Source organism: Nonomuraea fastidiosa (genome assembly GCF_042751225.1).
Lineage (GTDB): Bacteria > Actinomycetota > Actinomycetes > Streptosporangiales > Streptosporangiaceae > Nonomuraea > Nonomuraea fastidiosa.
The window spans coordinates 4,509,493-4,529,075 of the sequence record NZ_CP170570.1; the positions used below are offsets into that span (position 1 = coordinate 4,509,493).

The window sequence follows — 19,583 nt, forward strand, 5'->3', positions numbered from 1 at the left end:
TCCGGGAGAGCGCGGCAGGATTGGTCCTCCGGGATGACGATGCCTCCAGAGGGCGAGCACTGCGAACCTTCTCGCCGCCTTCAGGGCCGTGGCACGCTGGGACGTATGAGGATCATTCGCGCGTCCAGGGTGCTCACCGGACGTCCCGGAGAAATGATCGCCGACGGCGAGGTCCTCATCGACGGGTCGCGCATCGTCTCCGTGGGGCCGCGCGGCAGCGCCGGAGAGGCGGCCGCGGCGGCGGAGGTGATCGACCTGCCCGGCCACACGGTGCTGCCCGGCCTGGTCGACGCGCACGTTCACCTGGGCTTCGACGACAAGGTCCATCCGGTGACGCGGCGCAGCCCCGAAAGCGACGCCCACCTGCTGCTGCGGATGGCCGAGAACGCCCGCAAGCTCGTCTCCGCCGGCGTCACCACCGCCCGCGATCTGGGCGCGCGTGACTTCCTCGATCTGGAGCTGCGCGACGCCATCGAGGAGGGCCTGGCCGTCGGGCCGCACATCGTGGCCGCCACCAGGCCGATCACCATCACCGGCGGCCACTGCTGGTACATGGGCGGCGAGGCCGACGACGAGGCCGCCATCCGCAGGGTGGCCAGGGAGAACCTGCGCGCCGGGGCCGACTGCCTCAAGGTGATGGCCTCAGGTGGTCAGATGACGCCGGGCGCGCCGCCGAGCTGGGTCCCGCAGTACGGCACCGAGCAGCTTCGCGCCGTGGTCGAGGAGGCCGCGTCGCGCGGCAAGGGCGTCGCCGCCCACGCGCATGCGCACGCCGCCATCCGCGGCAGCGTCGAGGCGGGCGTCACCACGATCGAGCACTGCACGTTCTTCACCCCGTCGGGCCACCGCTACGACCCGGAGCTGGTCGAGCTGGTCGCGGCGAGCGGCACGTACGTCTGCCCGACCGTGCACGGCGCGTTCCACCGCGTGAGGAAGGTGCACGGGCAGGAGATGCTCGACGCCTGGCTGGCGGGTGTGGCGAGCATGCGGGAGGCCGGGGTGCGGCAGATCGCGGGCACGGACGCCGGGTTCGCGGTGGGCGACGTGGCCAACAGGACCGACGGGTACGTGGGCGGGCTCGAGGTGTTCGCGATGGCCGGTTACGGCAACGCCGAGATCATCGAGCTGGCCACCGTACTGGCCGCCGACGCCTGCGGGGTGGGCGAGGTGGCCGGCAGCCTCGACCCCGGCAAGCGGGCCGACATCATCGCGGTCGCGGGGAACCCCCTTGAGCGTCTCTCCGACCTGCGCAACCTCGCGCTCGTACTGGTCTCGGGCCGGTCGGTGGGCCAGGCGGGCGTGGAGACCGTGACCTCCTCGGTCGGCTGAACGGGACGGCCCGGCTGTGCGGGGTGGGCCGCATGGTGACCGGACCTGGCGGGCGCGGGCACCGCGGCTTCTGCCGCCGCTCGGCCTGAGCCGGGCGGGCCACCGGCGTTCGGCCCGGTTTTCGTCGGTGGCGTGCGGCATCATGCTGCCGTACGTTTCCGCCGCCCGGCCGAGTCCGCACGCTCCCCGAGGAGATCCCGCATGCTGCCCTGGTCCGCCGACCTCGCAGGACGCCTCGACCACCACGTCGTCGACAGCGCGCTGCTGCGCGGCAACCCCCTCGGCGACCCGCACGAGCGGCCGCTCGTCGTCTACGTGCCGCCCGGCTACGACGACGCGCCCGATCGCCGCTATCCCACCATCTACGTGCTGCTCGGCTACACCGGCCACGTCGCCATGTGGTTCAACAGGACGCCGTTCCGCCAGCCGTACCCCGAGCTGGCCGACGCCCTGTTCGCCGAGGGCGACGTGCCGCCCGCCATCGTCGTCTACGTCGACGCCTGGACCTCGCTCGGCGGCAGCCAATACCTCGACTCGCCGGCCACCGGCCGCTACCACTCGTACCTGCGCGACGAGATCGTCCCGTACGTCGACGCGCACTATCGCACGATCGCCGACCGCGACCACCGCGCGGTCACCGGCAAGTCCAGCGGCGGCTACGGCGCGATGGTGACCGCGATGCTGGCGCCCGACGTGTTCGGCGCGCTGGCCACCCACGCCGGTGACGCGCTGTTCGAGGTGAGCATGCGGCGCACGTTCCCGGCGCTGGCGCGGCGGCTGCGCGACATGTACGACGGCTCCTACGACGCCTTCCTCGCCGACTTCCGCAGCCGGCTCGCCGGCACCAAGGAGGGCGACCTGGAGCTGCTGGAGATGTACGCCTACGCGGCCGCCTACTCCGCCGACGACGACGGCACCGTACGGCTGCCGTTCGACGACACGGGCGCGGTCGTGCCCGAGGTGTGGCAGCGCTGGCTCGCCCACGACCCGGTGGTGATGGCCGGCGAGCCGCGACGCGCCGATGCGCTGCGTTCCATGCGGGCGATCTGGATCGACGCCGGCCGCCGCGACGAATACTTTCTCGACTTCGGCGCCGTGGCGTTCCGGCGCGCCGTGGAGGCGGCGGGCGTGCCGGACGACCGGGTGCACTTCGAGCTCTTCGACGCAGGTCATGGCGGCATCGAATACCGCTATCCGCTTGCCCTAGCCTGGCTCGCCCGCCGCCTCACCTCAGGCCCGGTCCAGTAGGCTGCCGCAATGGAACTGAAGGACCAGGTACGCGAGCTGCGCGAGCAGGGCATGTCGCCCAAGCAGATCGCCCGAGCGCTCAAGGTCTCGCCGTCCGTCGTGGCGCCGCTGGTGCGCGCCATCGCCGAGGAGACCGCCCAGGCCGCCGGCCCCGGTGAGGCCGAGGTGGTCGGCTGCTGGATCAACGTCGGCTGGAGCGAAGGGCTCGGCGTCGATCCGGCGCGCGGCTGGGTCGACGAGGCCCCCGACTCCGGCGGTGGCGGCAACCTCAGCGTGCTGATCGCGCGGCGGTACAACTGGGACCGGCTGACGGTCTGCGGCTACCTCGCCGACGTCTGGTGCCTGGGCGTCAAGGCCGTCATCGGCCCCGACGTGCTCGACGACCGCGACCTCGTGCGCTTTCGCGAGTACTTCTTCGGCGAGTACCCCGGCTGGCAGGAGGCCCCGATCGAGCTCGCCAGGCACCTGGTGTTCGGCTCGATCGACTACGCCCGCACGCTCGGGTTCGAGCCGCACGACCTGTTCTCGCTCGGCGCCGACGTCCTCGGCAAGTGGGAGGAGGAGGCGGCGATCACGTTCGGCCGTCACGGCAAGCCCTGCTACGTCGAGGGGCCCGACGACGACCCCGGGCGGGTGCTGCGCACGCTCCGGCGCAGCTTCTCGGACGACGAGTTCGGGTACGTCCCCGCAAGCCCATGACCCCGCCCCCGTAGGCCCGTCACCTGGGGTGATCCGTGCTTGCGGGCCTGTCACCCGGGGCGACCTCTGTGCCTGCGCGCGCATCGCCTGCGGTGAGCCGTGCCTGCGGGTTCGCCGCTTGCCGTGGGCTGCGCGCGTGGACGCTTCACCGCAGGGCGGCCACGTTCCCGCGGTCGCCTCACTGCAGGCCGGTGACGCGCATCGTGATGTTGAGCCGGCCGGAGGCCAGGCCCGTGGCGGGGTCTCCGGTGCCCGGATAGACCTTCGGCACCCCGTGGTAGGCGAACCGCGACGGCCCGCCGAACACGAACAGGTCACCCGATTCGAGCCGGATGTCGGTGTACGGCTTGCCGCGCGTCTCGGTGTTGCCGAACCGGAACAGGCAGGCGTCGCCGATGCTCAGCGACACCACGGGGGAGTCGGAACGTTCATCCTTGTCCTGGTGCATGCCCATCTTGGCCTGGCCGTCGTAGAAGTTGATGAGTGCGGTGTCGGGTTCGTACGGGACGTCCGTGCCGTAGGCGTCGGCGAGCGCGCGCCGGCCCAGCTCGGCCAGCCACGCGGGAAACTCCGCCACCCGCCGGCCGTTCACGTCGTGGGCCAGGCGGGTGTAGCGATACGGCTGCCAGTGCCAGCCCACGCAGACCGTCTGCACCGACATGACGCCGCCGCCCGGCAGCACGGTGTGACGCATCGGCACGGGACCCTTCGCCCATTCCCGGCAGGCTTGGACGAGATGGCGCTGCTGGTCGAGGCTGAGCCAGCCGGGCACGTGCACCGCACCCGGGGCGATCTCCCTGAACGGCAGCGGGATCACGGCAGCTCCCGTTCTGGTGTCGTACGCCGCATCCCCCTATTCTCCCCGCCTGCCCGCCTCACCAGCGCGACTCTTTCGACGCCACGGGAGCGAGCGGAACCCGGGTGCGGTTCCCGGACCTCGCGCCCGCCTATTTGATCGCGAGTGCCGGACGGCGTACGCTCACCGCACTTCGGACCCAGAAGTGAGCATCCAGGAGCGGGCATGGCCACCTCACGCGAGTACACGTTCACCGGCAGCCGAGTCACCAACCACGTCCGCGAATGGCCCAACGACCGGCCGCGCTACGTCGCCATCCTCGTCCACGGGTACGGGGAGCACATCGGCCGGTACGAGTACGTGGCCGACCGGCTCGTCCGCCACGGGGCCGCCGTCTACGGGCTCGACCACATGGGGCACGGCAAGTCCGAGGGCGACCGGGTCCTCATCGCCGACTACGAGGACGTGGTCACCGACGTGCACACCGTCGAGGAGCAGGCCAGGGCCGCGCATCCGGACGTACCGGTCGTGATGATCGGCCACTCGATGGGCGGCCTGATCGCGGCCCGGTACGCCCAGCGCTACGGCACCGGCCTGGCCGCGCTCGTCCTGTCGGGCCCGGTGCTCGGCGAGTGGGCGGTCGTGCCGGAGCTGCTCGCCTACCCCGAGCCGCCCGACACGCCCATCGACCCGTCCACCCTGTCCCGCGACCCGGCGGTGGGGGAGGCGTACGCGGCCGACCCGCTGGTCTGGCACGGGCCGTTCAAGCGGACCACGCTGGAGGCGCTCGCGACCACCCTGGACGTCATCAGCAAGACCGGCAGCCTCGGCCCCCTGCCCACGCTCTGGGCGCACGGCGAGGACGATCAGCTCGTTCCCATCACCGGCACCCGCGCCGGCATCGACGCCATCCGCGGGACGGACCTGACCGAGCGCATCTACCCGGGGGCGCGGCACGAGATCTTCAACGAGACGAACAAGGACGAGGTCCTGGACGACGTCACCGCCTTCATCGACCGCGCCCTGAGCGGACGCACGTCGTAACGCGCTTGCGGGTTGGCGTCGGCCGGCACTTCCGGCGGAAGGGGCGATCGGTCGGGAACGACGCGAGTCGCACGTCCGGCATCTGTGCGTGCTGATCCCGTTCGGCATGCACGGGCTCGCCCGCTGTTGGCGCGCTGTCTTCGTCCGCGTCGGTCCCGTCAGTACAGACGGGGTCCGCCTGCCGAACGTCCGCCGCCGCCTTCACCCGCGCGGATCCCGTTCCGGCGCGGACGGAGGCGGCGGGCGCAGATCAAGCGGCCGATGCGCGACGGCGGACGAGCTCCGCGCGGTGGGCTGCGCTGTCCGCCGTACCTCACCCCGGCTCCCCGCTCCTGCACCTGCGCCCGCTCCGCGCCGTCACCCGGCACCCCGTCCACCCGACGTCGTCCGCCCGCACCCGAGCTGTGGCGCGAGCGAACGGGGCCCGCCGTTCGTACCGTCCGAACCGAAGCCGTGGTGTGCCTCCAGACGATTCAGGAGCCCTGGTAGACCTGGGTGTTCTGGGCGGCCGTGATCTTCCAGACACCCTCTTCCTTGGCGAGGATGTAGAAGGGGCGTCCTTCGGGGGTGTCGGCGGGGGTGCCGTCAGGGTTGAAGGGCACCTGGTGGACGTTGACGGCGGCCACGTCCGGGCGGATGAAGAGGATGCGCACGGGGGTGTAGGCGGCGATGCCGTGCTTGGTGGCGCCGGGAAGGGCCTGGGCGGTGAAGTCGTGGATGGTCTGCCAGCCGGACAGCCGCTTGCCGTGTGCGGTCGTCCACACCGGGTCCGCCTTGCGGAACAGGCTCATAAAGGCTTCGACCTGCTCCTTCTTCCAGCGCCCCTCGCCGCACCGAGGCCCGGTAACCCGTGCTGTCCTCGTCGGCCGGGGTGAGCCGGCCATGGGCAGGGCCGTCAATGCACCGGCAGCCAGACGTGGCCCGAGCCGCGCGTACGGGTGAGCTCGATCTTCCAGCAGCCCGCCTTCGGGAACACGAAGCCCGTACCCCACTCCTGGCCGGGCCTGCGCCAACTGGACCCGCCGTGTTCCTCGGGCCCCCAGATCAGCTTGGCGCGGGTGCCGTCGGGCAGGCTTGCCCGGACCTTGAGCGGCCCCTCGCCGGTCATCCGCCACACGATCTTCACCTCGTCCCCGCGCTTCAGCGGAGTCGCCCGTACGAACAGCAACCCCCAAAGCTCGGCCCCCTCGGCCGTCCCCCGCACCTCCGGGAACCCTTCGCCGAGGAACACCGGCGTCCCCTTGCACCCTGCCCCGGCTCGTGTGGGCCTCGCCGTCGCCTGTGCGTCAGTGTCGCTCCCCGTCGCCGTCGGGCCCTCCGTCGCGGTCGCCGTGGCCGTGGCCGTTGTCGTTGGCATGGTCGTTGGCGTGGCCGTTGGCGTGATTGTTGGCATGGTCGGTGGCGTCGCGGTCGGCGTCACGGGCGCGTCAGTAGCCGCTTGCACACCATCAGCCGAGTTCGGACCGTCACCCGCCTCCGGGCCGCCGCTCGACTTCGCGCCGGTGCCGGCTTCCACGCCGGTACTTGCCTCCGGGCCGCCATTCGACTTCGCGCCGGTGCCGGCTTCCACGCCGGTACTTGCCTCCGGGCCGCCGCTCGACTTCGCATCGGTGCCGGCTTCGATGCCGGCACCCGCCTTACCGCCGGGGGCCGAACTCGGACCCGCACACCCACCCACCGCCGCCACCATCGCCGCGACAGCGGCCGCGACACGCCACCACGCTTTCACCGGTCCTCCTTCGCCTCGCCCGTCCTCACCCCCACTACTCCGGATCCCGGCAGAAGGTTCCACGGCCATCGCACGAGCGGGATGAGGCACCGGCAGCGCGTGATCGGCAACGCGTGCCCGGAACCGTGTATCACCATGAAGTGCGTGCCCCGGGTCCAGGCCGCCTGCCCGGCCGGCTCCTCCCGTCGGTGACGACCCGCGAGAAGAGGGTGAGCCCCTACCGGCCCGATGAGTTCTCGCCTCCCCACGGGTCTCCATCTATGAGGAGGCGATATGAGTGAGCACGAGAAGGCCCTGAAAGCAGGGGTGGCACTGCTGGAACGAGCCACCACGTACGCCCTCGGCAGCCTGCGCCTGGTCACCCCGGCCATCCTTCGCCGTCCGACTCCCTGCACCGGCTGGACGCTGCACGACCTGCTGCTCCACCTGAGCGACTCCCTCCAGACCCTCGCCGAAGCCGCCACCCCTGTCTGCACAAACGCGGGCGGTACGGCGAGCGCCGCCGAGAGGGCCGTCGTCTCGCTCGCGTCTCCGATGGACGGCGCCGAGGGGAGCGGTATGCAACGGCAGGTGACCAAGAGAGCCAAGCCGACCGTGATCGCCGCACCCCGGGCGGCCCCACAGCATGACCTCCGCAGCTCCGCCCCGCAACGCGAGTCCCGCGATGCAGCCGCGCAGCAGGACCGACCCACCCCGGCCCCGCAGGATGGGCTCCGCACCCGGGCTCCGCAGGATGGGCTTGGCACCTCGGCCCCGCAGCGCGAGTCTCGCGATGCAGCCGCGCAGCAGGACCGACCCACCCCGACCCTGCAAGACGGGCTCCGTGACCCGGCCGCGCAGGACAGGCTCCGTGACCCGGCTTTGCGGCACGAGCTCCACAACCTGCCACCGCAGCATGAGCAGTGCAACCCGACCCCGCAGGATGAGTTGTGCACCCCGGCTCCGCAGGATGGGCCGGGCAACTCGACCGGGCACCCCGGGCTTCGCAACCCGGCCCTCCTCCTCAGGGACAGCGCCACAGAGGTGCTCGGTCGGTGGGTGGCTCTCGCAGGGGACGATCTCGTCGCCGTCGGCGACCGGCACCTGACCCGTCCGATGGTGGCCGCGGTGGGGGCGATCGAAGTGGCCGTCCACGGCTGGGACGTCGCCATGGCGTGCGGTGAACGCCGACCATTGCCACCGCTTCTGGCCGAGGAACTGCTCGACCTGGCCCGCCTCTTCGTCACCGCCGAGGAGCGTTTCGTCCGCTTTGCCCCACCCCTCGCCGTCCCGCCGCACGCCCCCGCCCACGATCATCTCCTGGCCTACCTCGGCCGCGACCCCGCATGGACCCCTTTCCGCTGATAGCCGACAGGCCACGGCCCGCCCTGTCGGCGAGCCCTCCGGCCGTTGAGGGGAAGCTCTGAAGATCGTCAAGTGTCCGAGTGGCGGGACCCGGCTGCACATTGACCGCCGGCACGTCGTACGATCACTTCGTACGGAAATGTCAACCGCACACCTTGACGCGGCTCTTGGTAGAACCCGGCGGCGTTCCGACCGATACGGTGAGAAGATCGGTTAGGGTCACTCGGCTGCGGCTGGAATGCCACGTGAGCCACGCCATGCCGAGGAGCCGGTAAGACGTCCGGTCAAGTCCGCGAGACGACCCTTCGTCCAGCGCGGACGGGCCGGCCAACGTGGTGGCGACGACCGTTCTTCGTGCGGCCGTCGCCACCACCATCGTTCAGCACGGCCGGCGCCCCACACCCCATGCTCCTTACGCAGCCGTTCCCACGCCCTTTCGTGATCGCCCCACGCCGCGTTCGCCGTACGTTCCACGCGCGCGGGGGTTACGTCCCGTCAAGTGGTGTAGAACCGGCCCTCATCGGCGCGTCGCCTTCGACGAAAGGGGGCCATCGCGTGAGTCTCTGGGTGAAACCGCCAAGTCACACACCAAGGGAGAACCAACGCGATGGCCCTGGACCAGTCTGCCCTGTGAGAAGTCCTTTCGCTGGTCCACGCCCGTCAGCGGCTCCTCCCGCCGGCCCGTGATCGTCGCGTGCTGCTCCACGGAGGGTCGGGACTGTCCGTGCCTCTGTGATCGTCGTCGCCGCGTCTCTCTCACGAAGGCGCTCTGGTGGTCTCTACGTGAGGGCGCTCTCGTGGTTTCTTCGTGAGGGCGTTCTCACGGTCTCTTCGCGAGGGCGCTCTCGCGAGTGTGCGCTCGTCGTCGGCGACCTGTGCGCGCTTAGGCGGGTCGGTCTGTGTCCATACGTAGTCGTCGTCCGTACGTAGTAGTCGGCGTGCGCTTCGCGGACCGCTTGCGTGGCCGCGCGCTCGTTGTCCGCTCTCCCGTCCCTTCGCGAGCGGTCCGCGAGAGGCACGGACCGCTCGCGGACCGCGAGAGGCGCGGGCCCGTTGCGCGCGACCCGGGGGAGGTGGGAGGCAGCGTGCGGCGAGGTGCGGAAGGACGCGGGAGGGATGCTGGGGCCGACCGCGCGATGCGAGGTCGTGCCCAGCCCAGGGTGTGCGGCGGTGTGAGACCGCAAGAGGCCGGGCCGACGCTCCCCACGGTGCACCCACCCCGATACGTTTGGCCCCGGAGCGGCGCGCCCTGGGCGATTCGCCCGGTGCGCCCGGCATGGCCGGTCCGCTGCGCTTCGCCCTGGTTACACCTCCGGCGCGTCTTCGCTCAGCAGCTCCAGGACCTGTTCGCCGTACTTCGCCAGCTTGTTCTCCCCCACGCCGTTCACCCGGCTCAGCTCCTGCAAGGTCGCAGGCCGCGCGGTGGCGATCTCGCGGAGGGTCACGTCGTGGAAGATGACGTAGGCGGGCACCCCCTGCTCCTTCGCGACCGCGGCGCGCCACGCACGCAGGCGTTCGAAGATCGGGGCGGCCTCGGCGGGTAGCTCGGCGGCGGCCTTGGCGGCCTTCGCGGCGGGGGAGGACGTCTTGGCGCGGGCCGGGCGGAGGACGTCGCGGCGCAGCCGCACCTCGCGCTGCCCGCGCAGCACGTCGGCGCTGGCGTCGGTGAGGACGAGGGCGCCGTAGTCGGACTCGACCGCCAGCAGCCCCTGGGCGAGGAGCTGGCGGACGACGCTGTGCCACTCGGCGGTGCCCAGGTCGGCCCCCACGCCGAAGACCTTCAGCGTGTCGTGGTTGTGCTGCAGCACCTTGGCGGTCTTCTTGCCGAGCAGGATGTCGACGATCTGCCCCACCCCGAACTTCTGCCGCCGCTCCCGCGCCAGCCGCAGCACGGTGGACAGCACCTTCTGGGCGGGGATGGTGCCGTCCCACGACTCGGGCGGCGTCTGGCAGGTGTCGCAGTTTCCGCAGGGCTGGGAGCCCTTCTGCCCGAAGTAGTCGAGCAGCATCATGCGGCGGCAGCCGACCGTCTCGCACAGCGCGAGCATCGCGTCGAGGTGGAGCACCTGGCGGCGGCGGTGGGCTTCGTCGCCCTCCATGGCCATGCGCCGGTGCTGGACGACGTCTTGCAGCCCGTACGCCATCCACGCCGTGGCTGGCAGCCCGTCGCGCCCCGCCCGCCCGGTCTCCTGGTAGTAGCCCTCCACCGACTTCGGCAGGTCGAGGTGGGCCACGAAGCGCACGTCGGGCTTGTCGATGCCCATGCCGAACGCGATCGTGGCGACCACCACGAGCCCCTCCTCGCGCAGGAACCGGGCCTGGTGGTGGGCGCGGGTGCGGGCGTCGAGCCCCGCGTGGTAGGGGACGGCGGGGATGCCGTTGCCGACCAGGAACTCGGCGATCTTCTCGACGGACGAGCGGGACAGGCAGTAGACGATGCCGGAGTCGCCGTCGTGCTCGGTGCGCAGGAACTCCAGGAGCTGCCGCTTGGGGTCGCTCTTGGGCGTGATGCGGTAGTGGATGTTGGGACGGTCGAAACTGGCCACGAAGTGGCGGGCCTGCTCGAGGCCGAGCCTGGATGAGATCTCGGCGTGGGTGGCCGGCGTGGCGGTGGCGGTGAGCGCGATGCGCGGAACGTCGGGCCACAGCTCGTGAAGCCGGGACAGCTCGAGGTAGTCGGGGCGGAAGTCGTGACCCCACTGCGACACGCAGTGCGCCTCGTCGATGGCGAACACCGAGATCTCGCCCTTGGACAGCAGCCGCTGCGTCGCCTCGAGCCGCAGCCGCTCGGGGGCGAGATAGAGCAGGTCGAGCTCGCCGGCCAGGAACTCCGCCTCGACGAGCTGGCGTTCGTCGAAGTCCTGCGTGGAGTTGAGGAACCCGGCGCGTACGCCCAGCGCCCTGAGCGCGTCGACCTGGTCCTGCATCAGGGCGATCAGAGGGGAGATGACCACGCCGGCGCCGGGACGCACCAACGCGGGGATCTGGTAGCAGAGCGACTTGCCGCCGCCGGTGGGCATCAGGACGAGCGCGTCACCCCCGGCCACGACGTGTTCGATGATCTCCTGCTGGCCCTCGCGGAAGGAGTCGTAGCCGAACACGCGGTGCAGGACGTCGGTGGGGGTATCCATGCGGCTACCTTACGTGTTCGGCGGCGGGCTGGTGTCCGGTTCCGCCCTGGGCTGACCATGCATTCGGCGGAGGATCGCGGTTGCGGCTCCACCGTACTCAAGTGCTCGAGCCGCCGCCTCGTCCGCGTGCGTGCGGAGCCCGGTCGTCGATGGGGATACGGCGCGAAAAAGCGCGATAAATGGCGCTCTATCCGGCTGTCCAGGTGATCGCCAATGCGCACATGAAATGCCGGTTCTGCAATCGTGTGATTACGATCTGTCCATTCTCGGGAGAATATGGTGACGCAAGTCACTTTAGCGTCAACAATGGCGCTAAAGATCGATTAGCATCGAGAATATGCCTATTTCCTACGTGGTTACTGGTGGTGGACGAGGCATCGGCAGAGCGGTGGTGGAGCGGCTGCTACGCGACGATCGGGTCACCGTGGTCGCCCTTGAACGCGACAAGGAGGCTCTGTCCTGGGCGGACGGCCACCGGGTGGTGCCGTTCGTCGGGGACGCCTCCGACGAGGGGGTCGCCGACAGGGCCGCCCGCCTGGCCGGGGAGTCGGGCCGGCTGGCGGGCTGGGTGAACAACGCGGCCGTCTTCCGTGACGCCTCCGTGCACTCCTCGCCGATCGGCGAGGTCAGGGAGCTGATCGCGGCCAACCTCGACCTCGCGCTGGTGGGCTGCGCCACCGCCGTACGTCACTTCCTGGCCGCCGGAAACCCCGGCGCCATCGTGAACGTCACCTCGCACCAGGCCGCGAGACCCGTGCCCGGCAGCCTGCCGTACGCGACGGCCAAGGCTGCCACGGAGGGTCTGACCAGGGCGTTGGCCGTGGAGTACGGCAAGCGCGGCATCCGGGTCAACGCGGTGGCGCCCGGCTCGGTGGCGACCGAACGGTACGAGCGGTTCCTGGCCGAGCAGAGCCCCGAGGGCGCGGCGGCCGTCGAGGCCGAGCTGGCCAAGCTGCATCCCCTGGGCCGCGTGGCCACGCCGGCGGAGGTGGCGTCCGTCGTGGCGTATCTCCTCTCGGATGAGGCGTCCTTCGTCAACGGGGTCACGGTGCCGGTGGACGGGGGCCGTGCGGTGCTGGGGCTCGACCCCGAAGCGCCGGCGTAAAGGCTCCCGAAAGCTCGGGAATGAAAACCGTTGTCATCCGGTTGCAGGGGGCATGAAGAAGAACCTGCACCCCGCCTACCGTCCCGTCGTCTTCCGCGACCCGAGCGTCGGCTACGCCTTCCTCACCCGCTCCACGCTGACCAGCGACAAGACCGTCGAGTGGGAGGACGGCAAGACGTACCCGGTCATCGATGTGGACGTGTCGTCCGCGAGCCACCCGTTCTACACCGGCAAGGGCCGCATCCTCGACACGGCCGGCCGCGTCGAGCGCTTCATGGAGCGCTACGGCCGCACCGCCTCCTGACGCCCGCCGCCGGTGTCGCCCTAGGCGTCTGACGGACGCGCCGCGTGTTCCAAGGAGGCGGTACGCGTCCGGCAAGCGGTAAGCGGTGCACGCCCGACGAGCAGTGCGCGCCCGGCAATCGGCGTGCGCCCGGCAAGCGGACGGTGCGCCCAGCACGACAACGCAGCGTCCACGCGTTCAGCGTCGCCGCCGGCCCTCCACCTCGCCAGAGGCCCGGCGGTGCCGCAGCACCAGCAGATCGACGGCGGCGACGACGGCCACCACCGCCGCGATCACCGCCTCCCAGATCCACACCTGCTCGCCGGTGTTCATGGCCTGGACGACGAAGAACACCGCCGCCGCCACGGCGAGCACCAGCGCGATGATCGACAGCACCCGCCGCACGCTGAGCGCGCTGCGGGCGGTGACCGGCTCGGTGCCCGAGCGGTCGCGCAACCACATGGAGTCCTCCTCAGGCCAGGCAGCGCAGAGCCGCCGCCAGGCGCGTATCGAGGTCGTACGAGGCGGGCAGCCGCCCCACGGTGGCCGTCACGAAGTCGGGGGCGGGCAGCGTCGCGCTGACCCCGTCCACTGAGGCGAAGATCTGCTCGCCCATCGGCTCGACCTGCACCTTCGCGCCCTGCTCGGCCAGCACGAACCGGCCGACGGCCACCCGCCACGCGGTCCTGCCCTCGGCCTCCTCGTCGGAGACCGGTGCGCCCACGTCGTCGGCATGGGTGGCGTACTCGGAGTCGTAGTGGAACGTCTGCTGCCCCACCGGGTAGGGCCCGGCCAGGGTCTGGAGCGCGGCGTCGTAGCCGAGCGCCCGCATGCGCGCCCTGGTCTCGCCGTTCTTGGTGCGCCACTCGTCGAGCACCTGGCCGATCGGCAGGTCCCTGCGCTGCCGCACGCACAGCTCGTTGAAGTCGTTGTAGTCGCTCACGCCCTCGGCGGCCAGCCGCGCCATGAGGTCGGGGACGGTCTCGTCGAGGCAGGCGTGGTTGTAGATCTCCTCGCCCGCGAGGTGCGCGAGCACGTCGCGGACCGACCAGCCCGCGCACCGGGACGGCCGCTGCCAGCCGGCCTCGTCGAGCCCGGAGAAGAACCGGTCGAGCCGCGCGGCCTCGGCGTCGAAGATGTCGAACGGGTTGAAGTCTTTGAGCAGGTCCTCGGCCATACCGGGGACGCTACCCGTCAGGTCCGACGAATCACGGCCCGGTGCGCACGGCTCCGCCGATCATCGACTTGACCCGCGCGTACTCGGCGGGGCAGGAGGGCGCCCGCTCCGGCGGCACCCAGCCGCCCTTGGCGATGCGGGCGTACTTGCCGGGGTCGGAGCCGTACAGCAGGCAGGCGAAGGAGGCCGACTCCTTCATGCCGTCCAGGTGGTCGGGGCCGTCGTGGCCGGCGAGCAGGTGGCGGGCCTCGGCGGCGGCCACGACGTGCTCGGGGTCGTCGGCGAGCAGCGTCAGGGCCGCGAACTGGTCGGCCTGCACGGGGCTGTCGGGCATGCCGTTGAGCCTGGTCAGCGCATGGCCGAGCTGGCGGTGGAAGAGCACGGCGAGCGCGCCGTCGGTGCGGGCGCCGGTGGTCTTCTCGTCGGCCTCCTCGGTCTGCGAGATGCCTTTGATCGTGCGGTGCACCTGATCGACGAGCGAGTAGCAGATCGTGATGCGCCGCTTGCCGTCGTTCCAGGTCGCCTTGGGGGAGTCGCAGTCGCGTGCGACGACCTCGACGGGCCGCGGCGTGCGGATGTCGGTCTTCAGCGCGCCGCTCTTCTTCAGCAGTTTCTCCGCCTGCTCGGCGCGCGCGGAGGAGGGCTGCTCGTAGCGTACGGACACCTCGGATGAGGGGGCCGCTCCCAACGTGCTCGTGATGCTCAGGACGAGGGCGATCACGGGGTGCGGCATCCGGAAGCTCCTTCACGGGGGTCGGTTTTCGCGATGGGGGTTCCCATGCGACGATCCCAAGATCACTAAACCTGTCCGAGCTGAAAAAGCCGGAAGCCCGGCCCCGAGGAGGGACCGGGCCGCCGGACTATGGCCTCACATGTGCGGGACCCTCACCGGGCCCTGCTCACGTGTTCAGTGACGGTGGTGCCAGGAGTAGACCCGCACGTAGTCGGTACGGCTCTTGGTGTCCTCGAGCCGCCGGTCACCGTCGAAGACGGCGCGGAAGGTGCCGCTCTTGTAGGCACGGGTCTTGGCGTAGAACACGCCGCTCCGCGACGTGCGGTCGGAGGCGACCCGCTTCCAGACGCTGGAGCCGGTGGCCCGGTAGTAGATGTCCACCCGCTCGTTGCGGACGCCCTCCCAGTGGCGGCCGTCGCGGGCCTCGAGACGACCGGTGAAGGTGATCGTCTTGCCCTTGCGGACCTTGGACGGGCCGGCGTTGAACCGCGTGATGCGGGTGTCGTCCTTGCCCTTGATCTGCTTCACGTAGAAGAACGCCGAGTCGGTGGCGAGCTTCCGGCCGTGACGGTCGAAGGCCACGGCGGTGGCCTTCCACTTGCCCGCGGGGTCGTTCTCGTTGAAAGCGACGGCGAAGCGCCAGCTCTCGAGGCCCTTGACGCTCTTGGCGGCCAGCGTGCGGACGCCCTCGGGCGCTACGCTCAGCTCGACGCGCTGCACGTTGCGGCTGGCGCCGACGTTGAAGTACGTCGTGGTCTCAGCGCCCCGCTTGACCAGGACCGGGTTCGGGCTGATGTCGCGGATGTAAAGCTTGGTGCCGGGCTTGTGAGGGGTGGTCGCGGTGGCCGCCGAAGCGACGCCCGCGCCCGACACCAGCATGGTGCCGCCGACCATGGCGGTCAGAATGCCTACTGCGATCTTTCTCATGAGGGTGCTGATTCCTCTCCCCGTATTGACTTCAGAGCTCGGCCTCGGGGGTGCCGGCTCCCTCTACTACTTTGAGGCACCGGATCGGGAAAAGGTTGTGTCAAAGTTCTGAAAAAAATTTGATCATGCTTCGACCAGGACTTATGTCGCAAAAATGCGATTTAGGACACGTGATCCACTACGCTCTGGGCCCATGACGGACGTCTACACCCTCGGCGAGCCGCTGGGCGTCGTCTCCAGCGGCAGGGTCCGCCACGAGAGCGAGGCCAGGCTGGACGTCTGCGGCCCCGAGTTCACCCTCGCCGTCGCGCTCGCCAGGCTCGGGCACCGCTGTGCGTACCTGGGCAAGGTCGGCGACGACGAGCTGGGCGCCAGAGCGCTCACCGTGCTGCGCGGTGAGGGCGTGGACGTCACCGACATCCGGGTGGTGGACGGCGTGCAGACCGGCCTGCTCCTTCGCGACACCCGGGTGGCCAGGCAGGTCCGCGTCTCGCACTACCGGACCTGCTCGGCGGGCTCGCTGCTCTCGCCGGGCAACGTGCCGATCGACCGGATCGGCGCCGCCAAGATGCTGCACGTGACCGGCATCACGGCGGGACTCAGCAGGGACGCGCGCGAAGCCGTCCGCGTCGCCGTCAACGCGGCGAGGAACGCCGACGTGATGATCTCGTTCGCCGTCGAGTACGTCCCCGAGCTGTGGTCCTCCGTACGCGAGGCCGAAGAGGTGCTGGGCGAGCTGGCCCGCGCCGCCCACCTGCTCTTCCTCCGCCAGGACGAGCTGGACCTGGTCAAGCCCGCCCTCACCCCGGAGCGCGAGGTCATCGTGGACAGGGGCGCGAAAGGCGCGAGCGTGCGCGCCGACCGGATGCGTTACGACGTCCAGGGCTGGCAGGTGCCGATCGTGGACACCTGCGGCGCGTTCGAGGCGTTCGCCGCCGGCTACATCAGCGCCGCGCTCGACGGCCTCACCCCGCAGGAACGCCTGCACCGCGGGGCGCTGCTGAGCGCCGCCGCGGTGACCAGCGTGAGCGACTGGCAGGGGCTCCCCACCAGGGCCGAGATCTAGTCGGCGGGATCTAGTTGATGGTCAGCGTGAACGTCGAGGTCGTGTTCCTGATGTCCTCGTGGTTGCCGCTGAAGCGCAGGTTGGTGAACGTGGCCGACCCGACGGCCGGTCCCTGACCGGGCTCGGGCAGCTCGTTCACCCAGATCCCGAAGCCGGACTTGGCGTCGAAGGCGTCACCGCTCTTCTCGGCCCCGCTGATCGACACGTTCGTGAAGACCGTGTCCGTGATCGGGTTCAGCGGCGTGCTCGGGTTCTGGTAGCCGGTCTGGAACATGATCCCGCTGTACGTCGGGTCCACGATGTCCAGATCGCTGATCCTGATGCCCTGGAACACCTTCGATGAGGAGAACAACCACATCGCCGGGAACGTCTGCTGCCCCCAGAAGTGCCCGCCCGCTCTGACCAGCGAGATGTCGTCGAAGGTGGTGGGCGGGTCGGCGCCGAAGCCGTGCATCGGGTAGCCGAAGTCCAGCGAGGAGATCGTGACGCCCGAGTACACCAGCGTGTCCGCCACGTAGATGTTGCGGAAGGTGTTGCCGTAGCCGCCGTAAACCGCAAGGCCGGCGGCCCGCCAGGTCAGCAGCGAGGTCAGGTTCTCGTAGACGTTGCCGAACTGCTGGCCGGAGTTCTTGTCGGTGGCCGAGAACAGCGCGAAGCTGTCGTCGCCCGTGGACCTGGTCTCGATGTCGGTCACGCGGTTGCCGGTGCTGCCGTTGGTGAGGTTGAGCCCGTCGGCGAACACGTTCCTGATCCGCGCGTTCCTGATGGTGGAGTCGTCCACGTTCGTGCCCCACAGCATGCAGACCTGGTGCTCGACCCACACGTCGTCGATGGTGAGGTTCGCCACGTCGGTGAGGTCGAACACCTTGCCGGGGCCGTCGATGCGTTCGACGTAGTTGCCGAAGTAGGCGAAGCCGGAGAACGACGAGCCGCCCGCGGTGCCGTCCACGCGGAAGCCGACGTCGGTGTTGCGCCGGTCGGCGGGCGCGTGGAAGCGGGTGAACCAGGGGCCCGCGCCGACCACCTTGATCGCCTTGCCGTAGACCTGGAACTTGCCGTCGGTCTGATAGTCGCCCGCCGGCAGGTAGACGCCGGTCAGCGCGGGGTCCATGCGGGCCTTATCGAGCGCGTTCTGCACGTCCTGGTGGGTGGATCCGGCCGGTACGGCGTACGCCGCCGGGTCCGGGTTCTCCTTCGGAGCGACCTGCTCGAAGTCCACGAAGTCGATCGCGTACGTCGAGGTGTTGGCCGCGTCCTTCTGCAGCCGGATCTTGCCGCCCGCCGGGACGGTCTCACCGAGCAGCACGTGCGCCTCGTCGTAGATGTGCCGGGGCGGTCCCGCGTTCGGGTCGTTGACCGGGCTCGACTCGGGGCCGTACAGCCAGGCGTAGCGCGAGGTCAGCTCGATCGCCTTGCGGAACGTGCCGTTCACGTAGACGTTGAGCGTCGCGTCGATGCCGCCGCCGCCCGGCGCGTCGGGGATCGAGAACCGGGTGACCAGGGTGTTGGTCGGCGCCTTCGCGGTGAACTCGACGTACGCGCCGGTCTGGTTCAGCGTCACCGCGCGCCGGCCCGACGCCTCGCCGGCGATCGTGCCGATCTCCCTGCTGGGGCCGACGCGGGTCGCGCCGCCGCCGATGACGGCGTCCTCGGCCTCGTACGTGTCGTACGGCATGTTCGCGCCCCTGCCGACGAACAGCGGCAGCGTGCTGGTGTTGTTCTCGCGCTTGACCGGCAGCTCGTTGTCGTCGGCGGCGAGCACGGTCCTCACTGTGTACTTGCCGTTCGCGGCCGTCCACGTGCCGAGCGTGACCGGGCTCGTGGTGGCGCCGGGGGCGATCGAGCCGCTCACCGCGCCGGTCAGCGTCCTGACCACGTCGCCCGACGCGTCGGTGACGGTGAGCGTGATGCCGTGGGAGCCGCCGGCGGAGGCCACCGTGCCCTGGTTCTTGACGGCGACGGTGAACGTCACCGTCTCGCCCGCGGCCGGGTTGCCGGGCGTCCAGGAGACGGGGGAGGCGACCAGGTCGGCCGTCTCTGCGGGCCTGACGGTCAGGGTCGCGGTCGCGGTGTTGTCGGACTCGTCCTGCTCGGGGATCTCGCCGTCCTCGTCCACCGTGGCCGAGAGCCGGTACGTCCCCGCCTCGCGCGCGCCGATGTCCGCCGACACAGTCGTGCTCGCGCCCGCGGCCAGCGCGCCGACGGCGGCGGTGCCGAGCCTGTCGTCGCCCGCGTAGAAGGTCACGGACGTCGCGGGCGCGCCTTCGCTGCCCGCGTTCTTGACCGTCGCCGACAGCGTGACCTCGTCGGTCTCGGTGGGTGAGGCAGGGGAGTAGGTCAGGTCCGTGATGGTGAGGTCGGGGTTGGGGGCTGGGGTGCCGAAGACCTGGAACTCGGCGACCTGCCCGCCGGGCGCGCCGGTGTTGGCGGTGAAGCGGAGCCGCACGTCCGCCGCCCGGCCGGTGACGGGGATCGTCACGCTGTTGCCGGTGGCGGGGTCGAAGGTGTACGTGGCCTCGGGGACGAGCGTCGTGTAGCCGCCGCCGTCCCCGCCGTCCTGGGTGCGGCCCTGCACGGCGAGCGTCTGGGTGCGGCGGCCCCAGATGGGGTCGGGGTTGAGCCTGAGCGTGATGGAACTGAGCGTGACGTCCGCGCCGAGCTCGGCGGTGAGCGTGGCGGGATATCCGGCGCTCTCCCAGTACGTGGCGACGTCGCCGTCGTTGGCGTTGGCGGCGACGTAGACGTGGGTGTGCGAGGACGCGGTGATCGGCTTGCCGAGCGCGAGGTTCTCCTCGGCGGCGGCAAGGGCGGCCTGATGCGGTACGGCGAGGAGTGGGACGAGTAACGAGAGGGCGGCTAACAGAGCTCTCATGGGGGTGGCCCTTCGAGGGTGAAGCGGATGGCCGCACCATAAGATGTCGAGCAGATGGCCGCAATATTTCGACGAGATTTCGCAAACGGTGAACTGACTC

General features: G+C 70.5%; 17 protein-coding genes. 8 read left to right on the plus strand and 9 right to left on the minus strand.

Annotated elements, in window-relative coordinates:
- Positions 1–105 precede the first annotated feature (105 nt).
- The 3 genes from ACFMQL_RS21040 (at position 106) to ACFMQL_RS21050 (ending at position 3,276) form a co-directional block, all read left to right on the plus strand.
- Entirely contained in the window at positions 106–1,329 is a 1,224-nt protein-coding gene (locus ACFMQL_RS21040) for an amidohydrolase family protein (protein ID WP_378786710.1), read from the plus strand.
- Between the two features lie 201 nt (positions 1,330–1,530).
- The gene (locus tag ACFMQL_RS21045) at positions 1,531–2,577 is read left to right on the plus strand and encodes an alpha/beta hydrolase-fold protein (RefSeq protein ID WP_364060706.1); all 1,047 of its coding nucleotides are present in this window, start codon (positions 1,531–1,533) and stop codon (positions 2,575–2,577) included.
- A 9-nt stretch (positions 2,578–2,586) separates the two neighbouring features.
- Positions 2,587–3,276 carry a helix-turn-helix domain-containing protein gene (locus tag ACFMQL_RS21050; RefSeq protein ID WP_364060709.1) on the plus strand — a complete coding sequence of 230 codons (690 nt, stop codon included), beginning with the start codon at positions 2,587–2,589 and terminating at the stop codon, positions 3,274–3,276.
- A gap of 178 nt (positions 3,277–3,454) precedes the next feature.
- Here ACFMQL_RS21050 and ACFMQL_RS21055 read toward each other — a convergent pair whose 3' ends face one another.
- Positions 3,455–4,093 (minus strand): alpha-ketoglutarate-dependent dioxygenase AlkB, encoded by a 639-nt coding sequence (locus ACFMQL_RS21055; RefSeq protein WP_364060711.1) that lies wholly within the window; start codon positions 4,091–4,093, stop codon positions 3,455–3,457.
- A 204-nt stretch (positions 4,094–4,297) separates the two neighbouring features.
- Here ACFMQL_RS21055 and ACFMQL_RS21060 point away from each other — a divergent pair, with 204 nt between their 5' ends.
- The gene (locus tag ACFMQL_RS21060; RefSeq protein ID WP_378786713.1) at positions 4,298–5,116 is read left to right on the plus strand and encodes an alpha/beta hydrolase; all 819 of its coding nucleotides are present in this window, start codon (positions 4,298–4,300) and stop codon (positions 5,114–5,116) included.
- Between the two features lie 473 nt (positions 5,117–5,589).
- Here ACFMQL_RS21060 and ACFMQL_RS21065 read toward each other — a convergent pair whose 3' ends face one another.
- Complete coding sequence (locus ACFMQL_RS21065) at positions 5,590–6,000, minus strand: SgcJ/EcaC family oxidoreductase (protein ID WP_364060717.1); 411 nt, start codon at positions 5,998–6,000, stop codon at positions 5,590–5,592.
- A gap of 11 nt (positions 6,001–6,011) precedes the next feature.
- Positions 6,012–6,845, minus strand: a complete 834-nt coding sequence (locus tag ACFMQL_RS21070; RefSeq protein ID WP_378786716.1) for a hypothetical protein — start codon at positions 6,843–6,845, stop codon at positions 6,012–6,014.
- 273 nt (positions 6,846–7,118) lie between these two features.
- On the opposite strand from ACFMQL_RS21070, the gene ACFMQL_RS21075 reads away from it, so the two are divergent.
- On the plus strand, positions 7,119–8,189 hold the full coding sequence (locus ACFMQL_RS21075; protein WP_378786718.1) for a maleylpyruvate isomerase N-terminal domain-containing protein: 1,071 nt from the start codon (positions 7,119–7,121) through the stop codon (positions 8,187–8,189).
- Between the two features lie 1,304 nt (positions 8,190–9,493).
- On the opposite strand, the gene recQ is transcribed toward ACFMQL_RS21075, so the two are convergent.
- Positions 9,494–11,320 carry a DNA helicase RecQ gene (gene recQ / locus ACFMQL_RS21080; protein ID WP_364060726.1) on the minus strand — a complete coding sequence of 609 codons (1,827 nt, stop codon included), beginning with the start codon at positions 11,318–11,320 and terminating at the stop codon, positions 9,494–9,496.
- Between the two features lie 337 nt (positions 11,321–11,657).
- Between recQ and ACFMQL_RS21085 the strand changes: the two genes are divergently transcribed.
- On the plus strand, positions 11,658–12,425 hold the full coding sequence (locus ACFMQL_RS21085) for an SDR family oxidoreductase (protein ID WP_364060729.1): 768 nt from the start codon (positions 11,658–11,660) through the stop codon (positions 12,423–12,425).
- 52 nt (positions 12,426–12,477) lie between these two features.
- Positions 12,478–12,729 (plus strand): type B 50S ribosomal protein L31, encoded by a 252-nt coding sequence (locus ACFMQL_RS21090; RefSeq protein WP_364060732.1) that lies wholly within the window; start codon positions 12,478–12,480, stop codon positions 12,727–12,729.
- 177 nt (positions 12,730–12,906) lie between these two features.
- Here the strand turns inward: ACFMQL_RS21090 and ACFMQL_RS21095 are convergent, their stop codons facing one another.
- The 4 genes from ACFMQL_RS21095 to ACFMQL_RS21110 form a co-directional block, all read right to left on the minus strand.
- The gene (locus tag ACFMQL_RS21095; protein WP_364060735.1) at positions 12,907–13,170 is read right to left on the minus strand and encodes a DUF6343 family protein; all 264 of its coding nucleotides are present in this window, start codon (positions 13,168–13,170) and stop codon (positions 12,907–12,909) included.
- Positions 13,171–13,180: 10 nt separating this feature from the next.
- A complete protein-coding gene (locus ACFMQL_RS21100) occupies positions 13,181–13,885 on the minus strand; it encodes a maleylpyruvate isomerase family mycothiol-dependent enzyme (RefSeq protein ID WP_364060738.1) in 705 nt (234 codons plus the stop codon).
- A 31-nt stretch (positions 13,886–13,916) separates the two neighbouring features.
- Positions 13,917–14,618 carry a DUF4344 domain-containing metallopeptidase gene (locus ACFMQL_RS21105; RefSeq protein WP_364060741.1) on the minus strand — a complete coding sequence of 234 codons (702 nt, stop codon included), beginning with the start codon at positions 14,616–14,618 and terminating at the stop codon, positions 13,917–13,919.
- A 174-nt stretch (positions 14,619–14,792) separates the two neighbouring features.
- Positions 14,793–15,545, minus strand: coding sequence for a hypothetical protein (locus tag ACFMQL_RS21110; protein ID WP_364060744.1), 753 nt, complete (start codon positions 15,543–15,545; stop codon positions 14,793–14,795).
- 193 nt (positions 15,546–15,738) lie between these two features.
- Between ACFMQL_RS21110 and ACFMQL_RS21115 the strand changes: the two genes are divergently transcribed.
- Positions 15,739–16,611, plus strand: coding sequence for a sugar kinase (locus ACFMQL_RS21115; RefSeq protein ID WP_378786722.1), 873 nt, complete (start codon positions 15,739–15,741; stop codon positions 16,609–16,611).
- A gap of 10 nt (positions 16,612–16,621) precedes the next feature.
- On the opposite strand, the gene ACFMQL_RS21120 is transcribed toward ACFMQL_RS21115, so the two are convergent.
- Entirely contained in the window at positions 16,622–19,483 is a 2,862-nt protein-coding gene (locus tag ACFMQL_RS21120) for a CARDB domain-containing protein (RefSeq protein ID WP_378786724.1), read from the minus strand.
- Positions 19,484–19,583 lie beyond the last annotated feature (100 nt).

What these genes read in the sequence shown, in the direction of transcription:
- ACFMQL_RS21105 (WP_364060741.1), bottom strand. Translation starts at nt 14,618, where the DNA reads ATGCCGCACCCCGTGATCGCCCTCGTCCTGAGCATCACGAGCACGTTG.
- ACFMQL_RS21120 (WP_378786724.1), bottom strand. Translation starts at nt 19,483, where the DNA reads ATGAGAGCTCTGTTAGCCGCCCTCTCGTTACTCGTCCCACTCCTCGCC.
- ACFMQL_RS21115 (WP_378786722.1), top strand. Translation starts at nt 15,739, where the DNA reads ATGACGGACGTCTACACCCTCGGCGAGCCGCTGGGCGTCGTCTCCAGC.
- ACFMQL_RS21040 (WP_378786710.1), top strand. Translation starts at nt 106, where the DNA reads ATGAGGATCATTCGCGCGTCCAGGGTGCTCACCGGACGTCCCGGAGAA.
- recQ (WP_364060726.1), bottom strand. Translation starts at nt 11,320, where the DNA reads ATGGATACCCCCACCGACGTCCTGCACCGCGTGTTCGGCTACGACTCC.
- ACFMQL_RS21065 (WP_364060717.1), bottom strand. Translation starts at nt 6,000, where the DNA reads ATGGCCGGCTCACCCCGGCCGACGAGGACAGCACGGGTTACCGGGCCT.
- ACFMQL_RS21110 (WP_364060744.1), bottom strand. Translation starts at nt 15,545, where the DNA reads ATGAGAAAGATCGCAGTAGGCATTCTGACCGCCATGGTCGGCGGCACC.
- ACFMQL_RS21100 (WP_364060738.1), bottom strand. Translation starts at nt 13,885, where the DNA reads ATGGCCGAGGACCTGCTCAAAGACTTCAACCCGTTCGACATCTTCGAC.
- ACFMQL_RS21060 (WP_378786713.1), top strand. Translation starts at nt 4,298, where the DNA reads ATGGCCACCTCACGCGAGTACACGTTCACCGGCAGCCGAGTCACCAAC.
- ACFMQL_RS21050 (WP_364060709.1), top strand. Translation starts at nt 2,587, where the DNA reads ATGGAACTGAAGGACCAGGTACGCGAGCTGCGCGAGCAGGGCATGTCG.
- ACFMQL_RS21045 (WP_364060706.1), top strand. Translation starts at nt 1,531, where the DNA reads ATGCTGCCCTGGTCCGCCGACCTCGCAGGACGCCTCGACCACCACGTC.
- ACFMQL_RS21095 (WP_364060735.1), bottom strand. Translation starts at nt 13,170, where the DNA reads ATGTGGTTGCGCGACCGCTCGGGCACCGAGCCGGTCACCGCCCGCAGC.
- ACFMQL_RS21075 (WP_378786718.1), top strand. Translation starts at nt 7,119, where the DNA reads ATGAGTGAGCACGAGAAGGCCCTGAAAGCAGGGGTGGCACTGCTGGAA.
- ACFMQL_RS21085 (WP_364060729.1), top strand. Translation starts at nt 11,658, where the DNA reads ATGCCTATTTCCTACGTGGTTACTGGTGGTGGACGAGGCATCGGCAGA.
- ACFMQL_RS21090 (WP_364060732.1), top strand. Translation starts at nt 12,478, where the DNA reads ATGAAGAAGAACCTGCACCCCGCCTACCGTCCCGTCGTCTTCCGCGAC.